15 protein-coding genes are annotated in these 19,991 nt (G+C 70.7%); 10 read left to right on the plus strand and 5 right to left on the minus strand.

Annotated features, from left to right (window positions below):
- Positions 1–200: 200 nt before the first annotated feature.
- Positions 201–776, plus strand: a complete 576-nt coding sequence (locus AB0D57_RS09440) for a SigE family RNA polymerase sigma factor (RefSeq protein ID WP_362069353.1) — start codon at positions 201–203, stop codon at positions 774–776.
- On the plus strand, positions 773–2,083 hold the full coding sequence (locus AB0D57_RS09445; RefSeq protein ID WP_362069290.1) for a hypothetical protein: 1,311 nt from the start codon (positions 773–775) through the stop codon (positions 2,081–2,083). Before AB0D57_RS09440 ends, AB0D57_RS09445 begins: the two co-directional genes overlap by 4 nt.
- A 40-nt stretch (positions 2,084–2,123) precedes the next feature.
- Here AB0D57_RS09445 and AB0D57_RS09450 read toward each other — a convergent pair whose 3' ends face one another.
- Entirely contained in the window at positions 2,124–2,960 is an 837-nt protein-coding gene (locus tag AB0D57_RS09450) for an SURF1 family protein (RefSeq protein ID WP_362069293.1), read from the minus strand.
- A gap of 160 nt (positions 2,961–3,120) precedes the next feature.
- Between AB0D57_RS09450 and AB0D57_RS09455 the strand changes: the two genes are divergently transcribed.
- Positions 3,121–4,950, plus strand: a complete 1,830-nt coding sequence (locus AB0D57_RS09455) for a prolyl oligopeptidase family serine peptidase (RefSeq protein ID WP_362069296.1) — start codon at positions 3,121–3,123, stop codon at positions 4,948–4,950.
- Between the two features lie 238 nt (positions 4,951–5,188).
- Here AB0D57_RS09455 and AB0D57_RS09460 read toward each other — a convergent pair whose 3' ends face one another.
- Complete coding sequence (locus AB0D57_RS09460) at positions 5,189–7,159, minus strand: NAD-binding protein (protein WP_362069356.1); 1,971 nt, start codon at positions 7,157–7,159, stop codon at positions 5,189–5,191.
- A gap of 161 nt (positions 7,160–7,320) precedes the next feature.
- On the minus strand, positions 7,321–8,385 hold the full coding sequence (locus tag AB0D57_RS09465; RefSeq protein WP_362069299.1) for an acyltransferase family protein: 1,065 nt from the start codon (positions 8,383–8,385) through the stop codon (positions 7,321–7,323).
- Between the two features lie 442 nt (positions 8,386–8,827).
- Here AB0D57_RS09465 and AB0D57_RS09470 point away from each other — a divergent pair, with 442 nt between their 5' ends.
- The 6 genes from AB0D57_RS09470 (at position 8,828) to AB0D57_RS09495 (ending at position 17,719) form a co-directional block, all read left to right on the plus strand.
- Positions 8,828–9,913, plus strand: a complete 1,086-nt coding sequence (locus AB0D57_RS09470) for a LacI family DNA-binding transcriptional regulator (protein ID WP_362069302.1) — start codon at positions 8,828–8,830, stop codon at positions 9,911–9,913.
- A gap of 523 nt (positions 9,914–10,436) precedes the next feature.
- The gene (locus AB0D57_RS09475; RefSeq protein ID WP_362069305.1) at positions 10,437–11,828 is read left to right on the plus strand and encodes an extracellular solute-binding protein; all 1,392 of its coding nucleotides are present in this window, start codon (positions 10,437–10,439) and stop codon (positions 11,826–11,828) included.
- A gap of 2 nt (positions 11,829–11,830) precedes the next feature.
- Complete coding sequence (locus AB0D57_RS09480; RefSeq protein WP_362069308.1) at positions 11,831–12,751, plus strand: sugar ABC transporter permease; 921 nt, start codon at positions 11,831–11,833, stop codon at positions 12,749–12,751.
- Positions 12,748–13,725, plus strand: coding sequence for a carbohydrate ABC transporter permease (locus AB0D57_RS09485; protein ID WP_362069311.1), 978 nt, complete (start codon positions 12,748–12,750; stop codon positions 13,723–13,725). The genes AB0D57_RS09480 and AB0D57_RS09485 overlap by 4 nt, the downstream gene beginning before the upstream one ends.
- A gap of 38 nt (positions 13,726–13,763) precedes the next feature.
- Positions 13,764–15,911 carry a beta-galactosidase gene (locus tag AB0D57_RS09490; RefSeq protein WP_362069314.1) on the plus strand — a complete coding sequence of 716 codons (2,148 nt, stop codon included), beginning with the start codon at positions 13,764–13,766 and terminating at the stop codon, positions 15,909–15,911.
- A 56-nt stretch (positions 15,912–15,967) separates the two neighbouring features.
- Positions 15,968–17,719, plus strand: coding sequence for an RICIN domain-containing protein (locus tag AB0D57_RS09495; RefSeq protein WP_362069359.1), 1,752 nt, complete (start codon positions 15,968–15,970; stop codon positions 17,717–17,719).
- Positions 17,720–17,734: 15 nt separating this feature from the next.
- Here the strand turns inward: AB0D57_RS09495 and AB0D57_RS09500 are convergent, their stop codons facing one another.
- A complete protein-coding gene (locus tag AB0D57_RS09500) occupies positions 17,735–18,538 on the minus strand; it encodes a sulfite exporter TauE/SafE family protein (RefSeq protein WP_362069317.1) in 804 nt (267 codons plus the stop codon).
- A gap of 85 nt (positions 18,539–18,623) precedes the next feature.
- Here AB0D57_RS09500 and AB0D57_RS09505 point away from each other — a divergent pair, with 85 nt between their 5' ends.
- Complete coding sequence (locus AB0D57_RS09505) at positions 18,624–19,406, plus strand: helix-turn-helix transcriptional regulator (RefSeq protein WP_362069320.1); 783 nt, start codon at positions 18,624–18,626, stop codon at positions 19,404–19,406.
- Positions 19,407–19,471: 65 nt separating this feature from the next.
- On the opposite strand, the gene AB0D57_RS09510 is transcribed toward AB0D57_RS09505, so the two are convergent.
- A partial coding sequence (locus AB0D57_RS09510) for a hypothetical protein (RefSeq protein WP_362069323.1) occupies positions 19,472–19,991 on the minus strand: 520 nt, incomplete at its 5' end.

The following is a 19,991-nucleotide window of genomic DNA, read 5'->3' on the forward strand; positions in this document are numbered from 1 at the left end:
GGCGTTCCGACGGATGCGGAGGCGTATGTTCCAGCCGATGTGCGGCCCGACACGAATGTGACGCCTGTCGCGTACAACCCTGTCGGGGGGAAGCGTGTCCAACAGGCGTGGCAGAGGTACTCGAATTCACCGCGGTACAGACGAGGGGCGCAGCCCTGCGTCCACCCCGCCGACTCCGCAGCCCCGGCGCGCCCGGTGGCATGCCGGTGATCGCGCCCATGCCCGCAGCGCGGCCCGCCCGCATACCGAACCAGCGTGACGGCGCTGAGGACAGCACGGCTGCCGGAACCACCGTCGACCATCTGACCGAGACCTACCGCGCCCACTACCGGTCGCTCCTGGGCCTCGCGGCGCTCCTGCTCGACGACACCGCGTCCTGTGAGGACGTCGTTCAGGAGGCCTTCATCCGGGTGCACTCGGCGCGCAAACGCGTCCGTGACCCTGAGAAGACGCTCGCGTATCTGCGTCAGACCGTCGTCAACCTGTCGCGCTCCGCCCTGCGTCGGCGCATCCTGGGCCTCAAGCTCCTCTCGAAGCCGATGCCCGACATGGCGAGCGCCGAGGAAGGCGCGTACGACCAGCTGGAGCGCGACGCCCTCATCAAGGCGATGAAGGGCCTCCAGCGCCGCCAGCGCGAGGTCCTGGTGCTGCGCTACTTCGCGGACATGACCGAGGCCCAGGTCGCCGAGACCCTCGGCGTATCGCTCGGGTCGGTCAAGGCGTACGGCTCGCGCGGCATAGCGGCGCTCCGTGTCGCGATGGAGGCCCCGGCATGAGCGAGCACGAGGAACGGCGGGGCCCCGAGGACCAGGGGCGCCCCGAGCACGAGCACAAGCAATCGCACGCTGGGAACGAATCTGTGAACCACGGCCCTGACGGACAGCCCGACGAACAGGGTCTGGGTGGACTGGGCCCGGATGGACAGGGCTCGGGCGAACAGGGCTCGGGCGGTCAGAGTCTGGACGGACAGGGTTCGGACGGGCAGGGCTCGGACGGACAAGCTCTGGACGGACCGGGCTCGGGTGATCACGGACCCGGTGATCACGGGCCTGGTGATCACGAGCCCGGCGGACCCGGCCCCGAAGGGTTCGGTTCGGACGAGCTGGCGTTGCGGCGGCTGCTGCACCAGGCCGTCCAGGAGATCGAACCCACCGACGGCACGTTGGAGCATCTGCGCCGCGCGGTGCCCGCCCGGCGGGCCCGCAAGCGCCAGGCACTCGTCGGCATGGCCGCCGCCGCGCTGTTCATCGGCACGGCCGTCCCGGCCCTCGTGCACGTCTCGAACGCCTCCGGTTCGAACCCCGACCCCTCCATCGCGGGCAACAGCTCGCAGGTGCAGGGCGGCACGAGCCAGGGCAAGGGCCCGGACGGCGGCGGGAGCGTCACGGACGGCGGCTCCAGCGCTTCCCACGAGCAGGGCAAGCCGGGCAGCAAGACCAGTACGCCCGACAAGGGCAAGGGGACGAGCACCGGGGCGGCGACCGGCGGCCCCGCTCCGTCGGCCTCGGCGGAGAGCGCGCCCGCGTGTACGGCGATACAGCTCGGCGGGGTCACCAGCACCGTCGGCGCCCCGGACGCCACCGGTGCGGTCTACGGCTCGTTCACCATCTCGAACGTGTCCACCACCAGCTGTACCGTCAGCGGCTCGGGCGCGGTGAGTACCGCCGTGCAGGGCGCGGCGGACCCGGCCAAGATCACCGTGGTGAGCCATGTGGCGGGCGATGTGGCCACCGGCCTGCCGGACCCCTCCACGGAGGTCGCCTCCCTGGTGTTGCCGCCGAGTGCCTCGTACGCCGTGGAGTTCGCCTGGGTGCCCTCGGAGACCTGTCCGACCACCGGCACGGAGCCCTCACCGGACCCGACCACCCCCACTGACGACAGCACTACGAGCGGCGGCACCGGTACGGACACCGGCGGCACCGGCACCTCGACCCAGCTCCTCACGGACGAGGGGGTGGCCGACGGCAGCGTCACCGTCTCGCACACGGACGCGACGGGCGCGGTGACGGCCTCGACGACCGTGTCCAACGCCTGCGCCGGGACGGTCTACCGGACGGGGATGCTGTCGGCGTCGTCGTCCTGAGCCCGGCCGGAGTCGGGGGCGAGCGTCCCGGAACGGGGGGTTACGGGACCGGCGCCCCGGCGGTGTCCCGCGCCGGGTCCTCGTCCGGAGCCTGGTGGGGACCCTGGTCGAGGTTCTCGTCCGGGACCAGGCCCAGCTCCGCGTCCCGCGCGAACTCCACCTCGCGGCGCAGCAGCCGGAACCACATGAAGAGCACGAAGCCCGCGAAGACGAACCACTCACCGGTGTAGCCGAGGTTTTGGAACGCCTTCAGGTCCAGACCGGTGCCCTGCGCCGCGGTCGCCGGCACGGCCTTCATCCCGCTGTCGGCCTTCGCGAGGGTGATCCACGCGTCGTGCACCTTGTACGGCACCAGGTTCACCAGCGACGCCGAGCTGATCGCACCGGTCTGCCCGGCGGGGAGCCCACCGGCGGCGCGCACCCCGTTCGACCCCGGGCTCTCGGACGCCTGGAGGGCACCCGTGACGGTGACCTCGCCGGTCGGCGCGGCGGGCGCCTCGGCCGGGTCCGCGTCGCCGGGCAGCCAGCCCCGGACGACGGGCAACGCCCGGCCGTCGTCGGTGCGCAGCAGCGTCAGCACGTAGTACCCGCGCTTGTCGTCCAGCTCGCGGTCCGGCACGAGGAGTTGCTTGCCGTACCGGCCGGTCGCGGTGGCCTGCTTGCCGGAGGTGTTCTTGTCCACGGGCAGCAGGTCGTCCAGCGGACGTGCCGCCTGCGTCTTGGCCACCACGGCCTGCTCCTCGGCGTCCCGCTGGCCCTGCACCCGGTCCTCGAACCGCCCCAACTGCCACGACCCCATGAAGATGCAGAACGGGATGGCCAACAGCACGAAGACGTTGATCCCCCACCAGCGGGGCGTCAGCAGAAACCGGTACACGTCGTCCAAGGTACGGTGCCGCCGCGGAGGGCTGGGCTTCGGGGGCCCTTGCCCGACGCTCGGGGCTTGCCCGAAACTCGGGCGACTGCGCGGCGCAAAGTTATCCACAGGCTGGGGACCTCACTGACGCATTGTCGGGCGGGCCAGGCACTATGGGGCCATGACTGAGAGCAACGGGACCATCGAGCAGCAGTACGCGGCCATGCCCGACTGGGAGAAGCGCTTCCGGGCGCCGCGGGTGTCGCTCCCCGACTGGGCGGAGGACGCCCCGCACCGCTCGCTGTTCGTCTCCAACGCGACGGGGACGTACGAGCTGTACGCATGGGACCGCGAGACGGGAAAGCAGCGCCAGGTCACGAACCGGGCGAACGGCACGACGGACGGCGTGCTCTCTCCGGACGGCGAGTGGATCTGGTGGTTCGACGACAAGGACGGCGACGAGTTCGGCATCTGGCGTCGGCAGAGGTTCGCCGGAACCGAGGGCTCGCTCGAGGTGGACGAGCCCGCGGCCCCGGGCCTGGAGCCCTCGTACCCCGGAGGCCTCGCCCTCGGCCGGGACGGGCGGACGGCTGTCGTGGGCCGCTCGACGGACGAGGACGGCTCGACGATCCACGTGGCCCGGCAGGGCGAGGCCCCCGTCGAGATCTACCGCCACCGTGAGTCGGCCGGAGTCGGTGACCTCTCGCACGACGGCTCCCTGATCGCCGTGGAGCACACGGAGCACGGAGACGCGATGCACTCGGCGCTGCGGGTGCTGCGCCCGGACGGCTCGACGGTCGCCGAGCTCGATGACACCAAGGGCGGCACGGTCGAGCTGGGCCTGGAGGTGCTGGGCTTCGCCCCGGTCGACGGCGACACCCGGCTGCTCATCGGTCACCAGCGGCGCGGCCGCTGGGAGCCCCTGGTGTGGGACGTGGCGACCGGCGAGGAGACGGACCTGCCCCTGGACTTCCCCGGCGACGTGGCCGCGGAGTGGTATCCCGACGGTTCCGCGCTCCTGATCGCACACAGCTTCGAGGCCCGCAGCGACCTGTGGCGCTACGACCTGGCATCCGGCGAGCTGGTGCGGGTGCCGACCCCCGCGGGCACGGTGTCCGGGGCGACGGCCCGCCCCGACGGAACCGTGGAGTACCTGTGGTCGTCGGCGGCCGAGCCTTCGGTGGTCCGCTCGACGACCGGTGAGATCGTCCTCGATCCCCCCGGCCTGAAGTCACCGGGCTCGGTCCCGGTGGAGGACGTCTGGGTCGAAGGCCCCGGCGGCCGTATCCACGCCCTGGTCCAGAAGCCGGCGGGCACAACCGGCCCCCTCCCCACCGTCTTCGACATCCACGGCGGCCCCACCTGGCACGACAGCGACTCCTTCGCGGCCGGCCCGGCGGCCTGGGTCGACCACGGATACGCGGTCGTCCGGGTCAACTACCGCGGCTCCACTGGGTACGGACGCGAGTGGACGGACGCGCTCAGGCACCGCGTCGGCCTCATCGAGCTGGAGGACATCGCGGCGGTCCGGGAGTGGGCGATCACCTCCGGCCTCGCGGACCCCTCCCGCCTCATCCTCACCGGCGGCTCCTGGGGCGGCTACCTCACCCTCCTCGGCCTCGGCACCCAACCGGACGCGTGGACACTGGGCATCGCCGCCGTCCCGGTCGCCGACTACGTCACGGCGTACCACGACGAGATGGAAGCCCTGAAGTCCATGGACCGCACGCTGCTGGGCGGCACCCCGGAGGAGGTCCCCCAGCGCTTCGAGGCGTCCTCCCCCCTGACCTACGTCGACGCCGTCAAGGCCCCCGTCTACATCTCCGCGGGCGTCAACGACCCACGCTGCCCCATCCGCCAGGTCGAGAACTACGTAGACCGCCTCACCGCCCGCGAAGCCATCCACGAGGTCTACCGCTACGACGCAGGCCACGGCTCCCTGGTCGTGGACGAACGCATCAAGCAGGTCCGCCTGGAACTCGACTTCGCAGAGAGGCACTTGAGCGACTGAACGAGAGACCACCCATCCAGCCCTGGCGGCGACCCTTCAGCTCCGGCCGGGGTATCCAGCCCGTCCGGCGTTTGAGGACGAGCCCTTCGGGCGAAGGCGGGGGTCCAGGGGCGCAGCGCCCCTGGCGGGGGGCTGGAGGCGGAGCCCCCAGGGACGGGACGGGTAGGGGCGGCGGGGGCGAGGAAAACCGCCCCCGCAACAACGGACGGCGCCCGCTCAACCGCGCCCCCCGGAGGGCCTACGCCCGAGCCCGAGGCCGCCGCCCCAACAACTCCGCCAGCCCCCGCCGGGTAGCAGCCAACACCACCCGATCCCCCGCACGAAGCACATACGTGGAAGGAAGATCCCAAACCAGCCCAGAGCGCGCCCGCCCGCCCCCGGCACCCCCCACCGCGGACGCCGCGGACGTCCCGGACGCCACCCCGCCACCCCGCCGCTCACCCGGATCCGCCGTGTCCAGCGCAAGCACCCGCCACGCCCCCGCGCGAAACGCCTCACCCACAGTCCGCCCCTCCAACTGCGCATACCCGCCCACATCGATGGCGGCGAACAGCAGCACCCGCCGCTCGACCGGAATCGCCCCGAGGATCTGCCGCCCCATCATGGCCCCGGCAAAGGCGGGCGCAGCCAGATGCGACACGCTACGACTCCGTGTGAGCGCCTGCGGATGCGCGGCCCGCAGGGTCCGGTACACGGCGGTCGCGAAGTCGTCGTCGTACAGCCGAAGCACAACCCGTAGATCGGGCCGCACAGTACGGGCGTACAACGCGGCCTCCAGATTCGTCGTATCCGCACTGGTCAACGCCAGCAACGCATGCGCCCGATGAATCTTCGCGGCCTCCAGCACCCCTTCCTGCGTCACATCCCCCAGCACCACCGGCACCCGCAACCGCCGAGCCAGCGCCAGCCCTCGCGCCTCGGGGTCGGCCTCGACGCACACCACGGGAATGTGCAGCTCACGCAGGCGCGCCAGCACCCGCGTACCGATCTTGCCGACCCCGAGCAGCACCACATGCCCGGACAGTCCCCGTGGCGGTTTGCGCAACGCGGACCCGCTCCGGAACGTACCCAGCGCCTCCAGAACGGCGGCGAGCAGCACGGGCAGCAACAACAACCCGACAAGCCCGGAGAAGAGCTGCAGAATCTGCTGTCCGACCGGCTTCCCGATGGCGGGATCGTTGATCGCGAAGAGGTCGAGCAGCGTCAGATACGTGGCGTGCAGCGGATGCTCTCCGTTGACCACCACGGACGCGACCGCCAGCCCGACCACACACCCCACCAGCCCGGCGAACGACCAACGCAGCCGCCGGGACAGCAGTGAGGCGAAGGGCATGACACTGCGCCGGGCGGACAGTGCGGGGCCGGTGTACGACACCGTCTCCAGGACGACGGTCCCGCGCCCGGTGGCCGCCGCCACCGCCCGTTCGTCGGGCAGCAGTTGGGGCCCCTGAGGGCCGCTGCTCTCGGAACCATCGGCCCCGGCGGGGTCGTTGGTCGTGGCGGACAGCAGCGCCAATGTGCACAGCCCGGGGTCGGCGACCTGCCCCGGCCCCGGCGGCGGCCGTTCCACCGCCCTGAGCATCAACCCGTCCGTCTGGACGACCTTGCTGGTGCCGGCGACGGCGGTGGCGGCCAGCGCGGGCGCGGCCGTGTCGGCGTCGGACAGAACGGTGGTGGAAGCATCACCTGCGCCGGCCCCCTGCCTTCCCCCGGCCGTCCCCTCGCCATCCCCACCGCTGTCGATGTCCACCGTGGCCAACGCCGAGGCTTGATCGAGGAGTTCCTCGATGTGCTGACCGAGGCGCCGGTTGTAGAGCCGGATGACGAGCCGCAGTCGCGGATTGAGGCGGCGTGCGGTGAGCGCGGCCCGGATGTTGGTCTCGTCGTCGTCATAAACGAGCGCGAGGGCGGCGGCCCGTTCGACGCCTGCCTCGGCGAGCACGGCCTCGCTGAGTTCGGCGGCCTCCAACACCCGCTCGGAGCGGGGTGGTTCGGCCGTGCGGCCGGGCGTCCCCTCACCGTTCCCGGCGGCCCGGTTCACCGCCGCGGACACCCGGTCGAACAGGTTCGAGCCCCGGGCGCGTCCCACGACCGGCGGCCGCACGCTCCGCTGGGCAGGCGGCACGACGAGGGTCACCTGCTCGCCGTACACCCCGCGCAGTTCGGCGGCCAGCCGGTGGGCCAGGGCGTCGTCCCCGGCCACCACCATGTGCGCGGAGTCATCGGTCGACGGGCTCTGATACGGAAGGGTCCCCACAAGGGAGAAGAGTGCCTCACGGGGACGCGTGGTTCCACGTCAAGGCACTGCCGGTCAGGAGAACGGCCCCCGGCTTCGGGTGGCCGGGCGGCCTCTTCCCACCGTGCCTCGCCTCAAGATCGTCGTACGGGGGTCCGGGTGTTCTTGAACGCCCAGGGCATCTTCGGTTCCATGGCGAAGCGGAAGAGCCGCTGGACGGGCGGGGTGCACAGCACGGTCACGACGGCCGCGGCGACGAGGGTGACGACGATCTCGCCGACGGGCTGATAAATCCAGTCGTGCTCGTACCAGCCCCAGACGCTCTTGCTCTGGACGACGAAGCCGTGCAGCAGATAGCCGTACAGCGTGCCCGCCCCCAGCGCGGTGAACCACATCCGGCGTCCCGGCACCCAGGCGAGGAAGCAGGCGACCAGGACCAGCGAGCAGCCGAACAGGACCAGGGTCATCAGGGGCCCGTACCAGCCGGGCGCGCCGAGTTCCTCGGCGGCGGCGCGGTGCATGAACCAGGCGGAGTTCATCCGCGGGACCGCCCAGTACGCCACGACGAGCGCACAGGCGAACACCGGCACGGCCAGGATGCGAGCCGCGCGGCGGCGCACCAGCCGGAAGTGCTCCGGCCGCAGGCACAGGCCGAGCACGAAGTAGGGCAGGAACTGCAGGGCGCGCTGCAGATCGAGGTCGTTGCCGATCTCCGGCGAGAGGGTCGCCAGCATCGCGATGACGAGCGCGACCGGCAGGGGCCATCGCACGGTGTTCCAGATGGGCGTGGTCAGCCGCCAGATGAACAGGGCCGCCAGGAACCATGTCAGGTACAGGGGCTCCAGCAGGCTGAAGGGGCGGTCCGGAACGTGGTCGGTCCACCTTGTGAAGACGGTGTACGCGGTCTCGAACACGATGTACGGGACGGCGACGCCGGTGATCAGACGCTTGATCCGCTCCGGGCTCGCGTCGAAGTTACGGGAGAAATAGCCGGAGATGATGATGAACGCCGGCATGTGGAACGCGTAGACGGTCACGTAGAGCGCGGTGACGGTCCGGCTGCTGTGGCGCAGCGGCTCCCATGCGTGCCCGATCGCCACCAGCACGATCGCGAGGTACTTGGCGTTGTCGAAGAAGGCGTCACGCGACTTCGTCCGCTCGGGCGCGGTCCGCGCCGCGGATGCCGTCGCTGTGGTCACACTCACCACGCACCATCCCATGCATCGCCAAGTGAACCTGCGTCGACGATTACGCGTCTTGGCAATGATGTGGGTGTGAAGTGACTGTGTGACATCTGAGCTACCCCACCATTCCCGCGAGGGCGCTGTAAACCCATCCATGTGTTGATGTTGTGTGGCTCACAGTCGCCGAGCGTGATCCGCGGGATGTGGGCCGCTCCGGCACCGAAACAGCGTCCTGCGTCAGGTCCGGGCTCGCCTCGACATCGACAGGCCCTGGCCCCGCCGTACGCGTGACGGCACGCACGTGAGCGCGGCTCCTCCAGCGAGGCCGGATTACAGAGATGTTGCGCGGAGTCTTGACGCGCCCCTCCCCGTTGCGTAGATATGACTGCGCAGTCATGACAGCGCAGTCATATCCCGGATCGGGAATAGGATTCGGCTGCCGGAGACGGGAGACACCATGACACCAGTGGCGGGACGCGGCGCAGGGGCCGCGCCGCGCAGCGTGGATGTGGCGCGCCTGGCGGGCGTGTCGCAGAAGACGGTGTCCCGGGTCATGAACGACGAGCCGTACGTCTCCGAGGACGTGCGCCGTCGCGTCCTGGCGGCGGCCGAGGAGCTCGGCTACCGCTCGAACAACGCGGCCCGCGCGCTCGCTTCCGGACGCACCCGGTCCATCGGCGTCGTGACGCTCGGTACCGCCCTGTACGGCCCGGCCTCGCTGCTCATGGGCGTCGAGCGTGCCGTGCGGGACACCGGCTACGCACTCCGTGTCGTCAACACCATGGAGGGCGAGACGGCGGGCATCGCCGGGGCCGTGGACTCGCTCCTGGACCAGGGCGTGGACGGCATCGTCATCTCCGAGCCGATCGACGAGGAGGACGGCGCGGATCTCTCCGCGCGGGTCGACGTGCCGGTCCTCGTCCTCGGCGCGCCCCCGCCCTTCACCGCCCCTCATGTGGTGACGGCCGGGATCGTCTCCAGCCAGATGGCGCGGGCGGCCACCGAGCACCTGCTGGAGCTGGGCCACACCACCGTCCACCATCTGGCGGGTCCGCAGCGTTGGTACTCGGCACGGGACCGTCTCGACGGATGGCGCGCGGCGCTCGGTGCGCACGGCCGGGGGGAACCGCCGGTCATCGTGTGCGACTGGTCGGCCGCATCCGGCTACGCGGCCGGCCGCGAACTGGTCGCCGACCCCGGCGTGACCGCGGTGTTCGCCGCCAACGACGACATGGCCATCGGTCTGATCCGCGCGCTGACGGAAGCCGGGCGGCGTGTGCCGGAGGACGTCAGCGTGGTCGGCTTCGACGACATCCCGGTCGCCGCCTACGTGACGCCGCCGCTGACCACGGTGCGTCAGCCGTTCGACGCCATCGCGCAGGACGGCCTGAAACTCCTGGTGCACGCCATCGAGAACCCGCAGGCGCACCCGCTGCCGATGACCGACCCACCGGTCGAACTCGTCGTCCGCTCCTCGTCCGCGCCCCCGCCGCCCCACCAGGCCCCGGGCCACACACGAACCGCACGCTCCCCCCGCACCTGACGACACGCACCCGCGCACCCGACCGCACCAAACAGCACCACCCGCACCACACAGCACCCCCCGCACCACACAGCACGCACCCCCCGCACCAGACCGCGCAGGATCCCACTCCCGAACGGAGATCCACCCACACCCCAGCCACCACCCCCCTCGGCACTGCCGCCGGCGCTCGACCGCCACCCTCGCCCCGCCCCGCCCCGCGGCGCCCGCGCCCCACCGCTTCCGGCGTCGCCCCGGCTCCTCAGCAGCGTGCACGGCAGATCTCCGGGCCCTCGAACGGGTCCCGCACCGGCCGCCGCTCCCTCCCCCGTCCTCACCGGCGTGACCCTCCTCAGCACAGGTGCACCGCACGGATGACGCGTGCGGGCCAGAGCCGGCAGGGAGGGAGCGCCCCCTGACAGGCCCGCCCTCCCCGCCCCGCCCGTCACACCGCACACACCGCACACACCGCCTCACACCACCCGAATTCAGCACGCCGTCGCCCGGTGTGCCGGTCCCTCACACCCTTCTGCGGGAGTTCACCATGTCCGGACCCTTCTCCAAGCCCTCCGCGTCCCGCCTGAGCCGTCGGGGCTTCCTCGCCGCCACGGGCGCGCTGTCGCTGACCGCCACCCTGGCCGCCTGCGGCGGCGACGGCGGCGGTACCACCGGTTCCTCCGCCGAGCCGGTAGGCCAGGCAGACATCGACAAGGCCATGACGACCCCGACCGAGCTGACGTTCTGGACCTGGGTCCCGAACATCGACAAGGAGGTCGCGCTCTTCGAGAAGAAGTACCCGGCCGTCAAGGTCAAGGTCGTCAACGCCGGTCAGGGCACGCCCCAGTACACCAAGCTGCGCACCGCTCTGAAGGCGGGCAGCGGTGCTCCGGACATGGTGCAGCTCGAGTTCCAGGCCATCCCGACCTTCACCGTCACCGACAGCCTGCTGGACCTGCGCCCGTACGGTGCCTCGGCGCTGAAGGACGCGTTCGTCGACTGGACCTGGACGCAGGTCTCCGGCAGCGGCGGCGAGGTCTGGGCGATCCCCCAGGACACCGGCCCGATGGGCATGCTGTACCGCAAGGACATCTTCGACCGGCACGGCATCGAAGTCCCCGGGACCTGGGACGAGTTCGCCGCCGCGGCCCGCAAGCTGCACAAGGCAGACCCGGACGTCTACCTCACCAACCTCGCCGCGAACCAGCCCGCCGCCTGGCACGGCCTGCTCTGGCAGGCGGGGGGCAAGCCGTACGTGACCTCCGGCAAGAGCGACATCACCGTCAGCGTCGACGACGCGGCCTCCAGGAAGCTCGGAGAGTTCTGGGGCGGGCTCGCGCGGGAGGGCGTGATCGGCGTCGAGCCGGACTTCACCGACGGCTGGTACGCCGCGCTCAACAAGGGCAAGTACGCCACCTGGATCACCGGGGCCTGGGGTCCCGCCTTCCTCTCCGGCTCCGCCAAGGCCACCGCGGGCAAGTGGCGGGCGGCCCCGATGCCGCAGTGGGACGCCGCCAAGCCCAGCGCCGGCAACTGGGGCGGCTCGACCACCGCGGTCATCCGCTCCACCAAGAACCCGATCGCGGCCGCGATGTTCGCGCAGTTCCTCAACAGCGACCCCGCGAGCACCAAGATGTTCGCCACCGAGCAGTTCTTCTTCCCGGCGACCAAGGCACTGCTCGCCGACGCAGCCTTCCTCGGGGACACGCCCGACTTCTACGGCGGCCAGAAGGTCAACCAGGTCTTCGCGGACATCAGCGCCCAGGTCGACCCCTCCTTCCAGTGGCCGCCGTTCCTCGACCGGGTGGCCACGGACTGGACCGAGACCGTCGGCAAGTCCCTCGCCGACAAGGCCGACACCGCCCGCGCGCTCGGTTCGTGGCAGTCGCGCATCACGACCTTCGCCAAGAGCCAGGGCTTCACGGTCAAGGGAGGATGACGATGGCCACCACCACGGCGATCGCCCGTACGAACCGCACGAAGTCCCCACCCCGCCTGCGTCACGGCACGGCAGGCGCCCTGTTCATCGCCCCCTTCATGGCGTTGTTCGTCCTCCTCTTCCTCGCCCCGCTCGGCTACGCCGCCTACCTCAGCCTCTTCCAGGAGAAGCTCATCGGCGGCTCGACGTTCGTCGGCCTGGACAACTACGTGACGGCCCTGAAAGACCCGCTCCTCCTCAAGGGCATCGGCCGCGTCGCACTGTTCTTCCTGATCCAGGTGCCCGTGATGCTGCTGCTGGCCCTGGTCTTCGCGCTCGCGCTGGACAGCGGCCTGCTGCGGCTGTCCGGGGTGATCCGGCTCGGCATCTTCGTCCCGTACGCCGTCCCGGGCGTGATCGCCACTCTCATGTGGGGTTACCTCTACGGCCCCGACTTCGGCCCCTTCGCCCAGATCAGCCGCGATCTCGGCCTGCCGGCCCCGCACTTCCTCAGCAACAGCTGGATGCTCGGCAGCCTCGCGAACATCGTGACCTGGGAGTTCGTCGGCTACAACATGATCATCCTGTACGCCGCCCTGCGCACCGTCCCCGCCGAGCTCTACGAGGCGGCCGCCATGGACGGCGCCGGAGCCTGGCGGATCGCCTGGTCCATCAAACTCCCCGCACTGCGCCCGGCGTTGACCCTCACCCTGCTGTTCTCGGTGATCGGCAGCTTCCAGCTGTTCAACGAACCGAACCTGCTGATGAAGGTCGCACCGGACGTCATCGACAGCTCCTACACCGCCAACCTCTACGCCTACTCCGTCGCCTTCATCAGCCAGCAGACCAACTACGCGGCCACGGTGTCCTTCATCCTCGGGCTGGTCATCGTGATCGTGTCGTACGCCTTCCTGCTCACCGCGAACCGCAGGAGGGCCTCATGACCTCCCCCAAGTTCTCGACTTCGCTCGAACAGGGGGGACCCCCATTGACCCCCGCCGCGGCCTCCACCCCCTCGAAGACTCAGCGGCTTCCCGCCGAGGCCCGGTCCCGGCGCCGGCCGTCGGCCCACCGTCGCAGCACACCGCTCACCATCGTCATGCTGGCCGTCCTGGCGTACTTCCTGCTGCCGCTGTTCTGGTTGCTGGTCGCCTCGACGAAGAGCACCCAGGACCTGTTCAACAGCTTCGGCCTGTGGTTCTCGGACGCCCCGCAACTGCTGTCGAACGTCAAGGCCACCTTCACCCAGGACGACGGCGTCTTCGGCCGCTGGCTGCTCAACACCGTCCTGTACGCCGGTGTCAGCGCGGTCGGCGCCGCGCTGCTCGCGGCCGCCGCCGGGTACGGGTTCGCCAAGTACCGCTTCCGTGGCCACGGCGCCGCCTTCAACCTCGTACTCGGCGCCATCATGATCCCGACCACCGCGCTGGCGATCCCCACCTACCTGCTCTTCGCGAAGGCGGAGCTGGTCAACACCCCCTGGGCCGTCATCCTGCCCTCGCTCGTCAGCCCCTTCGGCCTCTACCTCATGCGCATCTACGCCGAGGACGCCGTCCCCGACAGCCTCATCGAGGCCGCCCGCATGGACGGCGCCGGAGAGCTCCGGATCTTCCTCACCATCGCGCTGCGGCTGCTGGCACCCGGTCTGGTGACCGTCGTGCTGTTCACCCTCGTCGCCACCTGGAACAACTACTTCCTGCCGCTGATCATGCTCAACGACCCGAACCTGTACCCCATCACGGTCGGGCTCTCCTCCTGGGCCGCCCAGGCCCACAACGGCGGGGCCGGAGCCAGCAGCGACATGCTCGCCCTCGTCGTGACCGGCTCCCTGATCTCGATCGTCCCGCTCGTCCTGGCCTTCCTGATGCTCCAGCGGTACTGGCAGAGCGGCCTGGCCACCGGCGGCGTCAAGCAGTGACTCCCCTTGTCTCCCCTTGTCTCTATGGAGGTTTGTCCATGGCGGATCTGCCCGCCCGCGTTCTGTTCGGCGCTGCCTACTACCACGAGTACCAGCCCGCGTACGGCCCCGACGTACGGCCCGACGAGCAGCTGAAGACCGACCTCGACCTGATGGCCGACGCCCGCTTCACCGTGATCCGGGTCGGCGAGTCGGTCTGGTCGACCTGGGAGCCGGAGAACGGCCGCTTCGACCTCGACTGGCTCCAGCCGGTGCTGGACGGCGCACACGAGCGCGGCATCTCCGTCATCCTCGGCACCCCGACGTACGCCGTACCGCCGTGGCTGGCCCGCCAGTACCCGGAGATCACGGGGGAGCGGCGCACCGGTGAGCGCATCGGCTGGGGCGCCCGCCAGGAGGTCGACTTCACCCACCCCGCCTTCCGCTTCCACGCCGAGCGGATCATCCGGAAGATCGTCGCCCGGTACGCCGACCACCCGGCCGTCATCGGCTTCCAGGTCGACAACGAACCGGGCCTGGAGCTCTTCCACAACCACGGCGTCTTCCAGCGCTTCGTCGACCACCTACGCGCCAAGTACGGCGACGTCGAGACCCTCAACCGCGAATGGGGCCTCGTCTACTGGTCCCACCGCCTGTCCACCTGGGCCGACCTGTGGACCCCGGACGGCAACGCGCAGCCGCAGTACGACGTCGCCTGGCGGGAGTTCCAGGCCCGCCAGTGCACCGAGTTCATCGGCTGGCAGGCGGACATCGTCCGCGAGTACGCCCGCCCCGAGCAGTTCGTCACCACCTGCATCTCCTACACCCGCCCCGCCGTGGAGGACGACGAGCTCACCGACCGCCTCGACATCGCCACCGGCAACCCGTACTACGCCATGCAGGACGGCCTGCTGCTGCCCGACCCCACGCCCGACGACCACGAGCAGAAGTGGCGGACCACCGGCGTCTGGTCGCTGTACCAGAGTGCCGACTGGATGTTCTCCTCACGCCAGGAACCGTTCCTGGTCACCGAGACCAACGCCGGCTCCATCGGTGAGCCGTGGCACAACCTCCCCGCCTACGACGGTCAGTGGCGGCAGGCCGCCTGGGCGCTCGTCGCGCGCGGCGCCCGGATGATCGAGTACTGGCACTGGCACACACTGCACTTCGGCGCCGAGACCTACTGGGGCGGCATCCTGCCCCACACCGGACAGCCCGGTCGCATCTATGCCGAACTCGCCCGTCTGGGCGCGGAGTTCGAGGCCACGGGCCCCCTGGTCGCGGGGCTCGAACCGGACGCCGACATCACGATGGTCTACTCGACGCCCAGCAAGTGGCTCATGCAGAAGTACCCGCCGCTCGCCAAGCCGGACGGCGAACCGGACCCGGCCGCCTACCACCGCATCCTCGACCCCTTCTACCGCGGCGCCTTCGACGCCGGCCGCCAGGTGCGCATCGTCCACGCCCGCCAGCTGCACGACCCGCGCGGGGAGCGGGAGGGCCTGACGCCGGAAGAGGCCGTGCTCCGCCATCCCGTCCTCGTCGTACCGGCGTTGTACCTCGCCGCCGACTCGACGCTCGACTGGTTCGCGGCCTACGCCCACGCCGGAGGCCACCTGGTCCTCGGCCCGCGCACCGGCTACGCCGACCACGAGGCCCGCGCCCGGCACGAACCAGCCCCCGGACGCCTCACGGACGCCGCGGGCGTCTCCTACGACGAATTCAGCAACCTCCGCCAAGACGTCCCCGTGCGCACCGCGCCCGACAGCCCGCTGCAACTGCCGCCGACCGCGACGGCGACGCACTGGGCCGACGGCCTCACCGTCACCGACGCCGACGTTCTCGCCGCCTACGACCACCCGCACTTCGGCCGCTGGCCCGCGGTCACCACCCGCCGCCACGGCGCCGGCCGGGTCACCTGCGTCGGCACCGTCCCCGGCCGCGACCTCGCCCGCGCCCTGGCCCAGTGGCTGGCGCCGACCGCCCGCAGCGGCTGGGGCGACCTGCCGGCCTCCGTCACGACGACCACCGGCACAGCGCCCGACGGACGCCGTGTGCACATCGTCCACAACTGGAGCTGGGAGCCCGCCCGCGTTCAGGCGCCGGCCGACCTCTCCGACGCCCTGAACGGCACGTCCCTCCCCACGGGCACAGCGCTGGACCTCGGCCCGTGGGACGTACGCGTACTCGTCTCCCCGAAGGAGTAGCTGTGCAAAGAAGAAGAGCAGCGAAGGCGCTGGGTACGTTCGTCGCGGCATCCGCGATGCTGGCGATACCCATGACCAGTGCGCAGGCGTACAACCCGACGGGCGGGATCCTCTACCAGCTCGGCAGCGAACCGTGCCTCAAGGGGCGGGGCAACTGCGCCGTCTACCCGAAGTCGGCGCAACTGCCCGGTGGACGCCTTGTCGCGTCGTTCGAGAAGTCCACCGTCGTGCCGGCGACGGGCAGCGCCGACAGGCAGACGCTCCCGGTGTACAAGAGCGACGACCACGGAACGACATGGCAGCCGCTGTCGGAGGTCAAGGCTCCGGCGTACCTCTCCAGCGACCCGCAGTACGCGAAGTACACGAGCAACTGGACGAACCCGTACCTCTACACGCTTCCGCAGGACGTCGGGAACCTGAAGCAGGGCACGCTGCTCCTCGCGAGCGTCGTGTCGGGCGACGACGCCTATTACAAGGAGCACAAGGCGGCTGACCCGAACTGGACGCCGTCGAACGACGGAGACCGCAAGGACCTGGCGATCGCCCTGTACTCCAGCACCGACGAGGGCGCGTCGTGGAAGGTCCTCAACGTCGTCGCAACGGGCGGCTGGCAGGGCGGCAGCGCGGGCGCCATCGGCCAGAACGTCGCCACCGCCAACACGAACAAGCAGGTGGACCCCCTCTGGGAGCCGTACCTGATGGTCTACAACGGCAAGCTCGTCTGCTACTACTCGGACGAGAACGACTACACCGGCTTCAACGCGACCACCGGCGTTCCGACCCTGGACCCCGCGAACGGCAGCGCCACGGATTCGCACGGCCAGATCCTCGCCCACAAGACCTGGGACGGCAGCAGTGCGCAGTGGAGCGCGCCCGTCGTCGACATCGCGGGATTGACCCAGAACATGGGAGGCGGCAAGACGGAGATCGGCGGCGGGCGGCCGGGCATGACGAACGTCGTCCGGAGCACGGACGGCAAGTGGCTCCTCACCTACGAGTACTGGGGCGGCGGGGCCAACACCAGGTACGTGATCGCCGACAACCCGCTGGAGTTCTACCGCGGTTCCCCAACCGGCACCGGCGTTACCTGGCTGCCCGTCGACACTGGTTCCCGTGCGCTCGCGGCAGGCGGCAGCCCGGTCCTCATCAGGCTTCCCGGCGGAAGCCTGGTCTACAACGCGGCCGGCAGCGGCAACGTCTGGGTCAACGAGAGCGGACGCAGCAACGGCGTCTGGAAGGAGTACCAGACGACCTCGAGAGCCGGCTACAGCCGCAACCTGCAGTACGTCGAGGGCACCGGCCGCATCTCCATACTCAACAACCAGGGCACCTCGACGCTCGCCTACGCCGAGGTCGACCTCGGCCATTCGGGCGGCGCCTACTACCAGTTGGTGAACCGCAGGACCGACCAGGTGATCGGCACCGGGAACCACACCAACGACGCGAACATCGGCAACGGGGACGTTCCCGACGTCGTCCTGGAGGCCGCCGGCTCAGCGGCGAATCCGGACACCCAGTACTGGCACGTGGTGACCGAGCCGCAGGGTGGCGTGACTCTGCTGAACAAGTCGGGCGGCCGCGCGGCAGCCGTCTGGACAGGGAACGCGACGGTCGGCCAGAGGATCGGCCAGTGGGTCGACAACAGCGCCACGGGCAGCTGGAACCTCATCAGGACCGGCGACGGGTTCTACAAGCTGCAGTCGGTCAGAAACACGAACCTCTACTTGACCGGTGCGTCCGCCGGAGCGCTACTGACCCTGCAGAACGCGCTGGCGGACGGCTCACAGGACTGGGAGCTCGTCCCGTAGGCTCCGTTCCCCGAGCTAGGCCGAGAGCAGCATCGCGACCGCCACCGCGGCAAGCAGTCCGATGTACGCCCAGGCGTAGGTGCGGTCGGGGAGCCGCAGCGGGCGCCGCCGCAGCACCGCGATGACCGGAAGAGCTCCGAGGAGCAGCGCCGAGGCGGCACGGAGGTCGATGAGGCCCACCAGGTGCACCGGTGCGTCCGTGGCGGCGGGGACCGCTGCCACGCCCAGGGACACCGCGGTGGCCGGGAGCGCGATGGCGAGGGTGAGGGGGTTGGCCAGCGCGGTCGCCACATGCATCGTGTGCCCGGCCCGCCGCATCGTGGGGACGGTCATCACACTGCCGCCCACGCCGAGGAAGGCAGCGATCGCACCGATCGGTGCGCCAAGGACGGCGGGCAGCGGACGCGGAGTATCGGAAGTCCCCCCGGCCCGGGTGGGCGGGCGCAGGAAGCCGGGGCGCAGCAGCAGGTCGGCGATGGTGAGAGCGACATACGCGACGAATGCCCAGCGGGCCGGATCGGCCGGGGCCAGGCGCGTGGCGAGCGCACCGGCCGAGGCGCCGGCCGCCAGCAGGAGGAGCAGCCTGCCGCTGCCGCGGAGCGCGAGGAGCACCCGCCGCGGTGTGACGGCCGTCGCGAACCCCGCGTTCACCACCATCACCAGGGCCGAGGTGGCCGTCGCCACCCGCATCGCGTCCGCGCCGAGTGCTGCGTCGGCCCACACCACGACCGGTACCGCGACGAACCCGCCACCGAAACCGAACAACACGGTCGTCACCCCGGTGAGGAGCCCGACCGCGATCAACATCACGACGTCCATGGGCCCCACCCCACCAGCTCCGGCGGCCTTCCGGCATGCGATGGTCGGCACAGTTCCTTCGCGTCTCGGCCACTAGGGTGGACGGGTGAAGAACGTCCCGCTGACCGAGGTCGACCATGTCGACCGGGCCGTGCTGCCGATCGGCACCGACTACCCGCCCGGCCTCGTACTGGACTGGCACGAACACCGGCGCGCGCAGTTCCTCTACGGTGCCACCGGCGTCATGGTCGTCGACACCGCAGAGGGGGCCTGGACCGTTCCGCCCGAGCGTGCCGTACTGATCCCGCCCGCTACCCGGCACCGGGTCCGCATGCTGGGGGTGAGCACCCGCAGCCTGTACATCGAGCCGCACGCCGTCCCCTGGTGGCCCGCCACCTGCACGGTCGTGGACGTTCCCCCGCTATTGCGCGAACTGCTGCTGGCCGCTGTCGAGTTCGACGCCGACTACAGCCTGTCCGGGCGCGAGGGAAGCATTGCCGCGCTCCTCCTGCACGAGATCGCCGAGCGCGCCCCGCTCCCGTTCCACGTGGGGATCCCCGCCGCCGCCGACCTGGCGAGACTCTGCCGCGCGTACCTGGCAGCCCCGGACACCGGCGTCACCAACGCGGCATGGGCCGCAAGCACGGCCATGAGCGAGAGGGCCTTCACCCGGCGCTTCCGCTCCGAGACCGGTGACAGTCCCGCCGTCTGGCGGGCCCGCGCCCGCCTGCTCGCGGCCGTCCCGCTGCTGCGCACCGCGTCGGTCAGCGAGGTCGGCGGCCGTATCGGCTACGCCTCTCCCGCAGCGTTCACCGCCGCCTTCACCCGCGCCTTCGGCACGCCCCCGTCCCGCTTCACCGCGAGCCACCAGCGCGGCGGCCGGCTCTGACTGCTCCACGCAGGGGGAGCGGACAGAGGATCGCGCGCAGAAGGGCCTGTTCGACCGCCGGCCCGTCAGGGCCACGTGCGCTCGACGCGGTCGTACCGCACGGCGTAAGCCGCCGGACCGCCCTTCTCGAGGGCCCGGTGGATCGCATCACGGCGCGCGACGAGGCGTTCGACCATCTCGACGCTGCGCAACTGCTGGTTGTCGAGGTAGAACAGCACCGCCTCGCGCTCCAGGACAGGCCGGATCTCCAGGTCCCGCGTCTTGATCCGCCCGTCCTTCGAGAGCGGGACCCAGGAACGGTCGAGACCGTGAGTGATCCACTCCTCGTCGGGGACGCTCTGCCCGTCGTCCGGGAAGACGTCTCCGATGCGGTGAACCTTCCACCCGCAGGCTCTCAGCCCCTCGGCGACACGGCGGCCGAGATTCCGGTCGAGGAAGAACTCAGGCGGCTCTACCGTCTTGATCGGGTTGATCGAGCCATTCGTAGGGTTGGGTCGCCCAGGGGTGCTGGGTGTGGCTATCAGGCGGCTGCCGTCTCGTGGCTTCCCTTGCTTCGCCGCCCGGCGCCCCACGACGACTCGGCCG

This window comes from Streptomyces sp. NPDC048275, assembly GCF_040652275.1.
In the GTDB taxonomy this organism is placed as follows: Bacteria; Actinomycetota; Actinomycetes; order Streptomycetales; family Streptomycetaceae; genus Streptomyces.

Bases quoted from the DNA above. Each gene is read 5' to 3' on its own strand.
- AB0D57_RS09440 (WP_362069353.1), top strand. From the start codon at position 201: ATGCCGGTGATCGCGCCCATGCCCGCAGCGCGGCCCGCCCGCATACCG.
- AB0D57_RS09445 (WP_362069290.1), top strand. From the start codon at position 773: ATGAGCGAGCACGAGGAACGGCGGGGCCCCGAGGACCAGGGGCGCCCC.
- AB0D57_RS09455 (WP_362069296.1), top strand. From the start codon at position 3,121: ATGACTGAGAGCAACGGGACCATCGAGCAGCAGTACGCGGCCATGCCC.
- AB0D57_RS09460 (WP_362069356.1), bottom strand. From the start codon at position 7,159: ATGGTGGTGGCCGGGGACGACGCCCTGGCCCACCGGCTGGCCGCCGAA.
- AB0D57_RS09470 (WP_362069302.1), top strand. From the start codon at position 8,828: ATGACACCAGTGGCGGGACGCGGCGCAGGGGCCGCGCCGCGCAGCGTG.
- AB0D57_RS09475 (WP_362069305.1), top strand. From the start codon at position 10,437: ATGTCCGGACCCTTCTCCAAGCCCTCCGCGTCCCGCCTGAGCCGTCGG.
- AB0D57_RS09480 (WP_362069308.1), top strand. From the start codon at position 11,831: ATGGCCACCACCACGGCGATCGCCCGTACGAACCGCACGAAGTCCCCA.
- AB0D57_RS09485 (WP_362069311.1), top strand. From the start codon at position 12,748: ATGACCTCCCCCAAGTTCTCGACTTCGCTCGAACAGGGGGGACCCCCA.
- AB0D57_RS09490 (WP_362069314.1), top strand. From the start codon at position 13,764: ATGGCGGATCTGCCCGCCCGCGTTCTGTTCGGCGCTGCCTACTACCAC.
- AB0D57_RS09495 (WP_362069359.1), top strand. From the start codon at position 15,968: ATGCTGGCGATACCCATGACCAGTGCGCAGGCGTACAACCCGACGGGC.
- AB0D57_RS09500 (WP_362069317.1), bottom strand. From the start codon at position 18,538: ATGGACGTCGTGATGTTGATCGCGGTCGGGCTCCTCACCGGGGTGACG.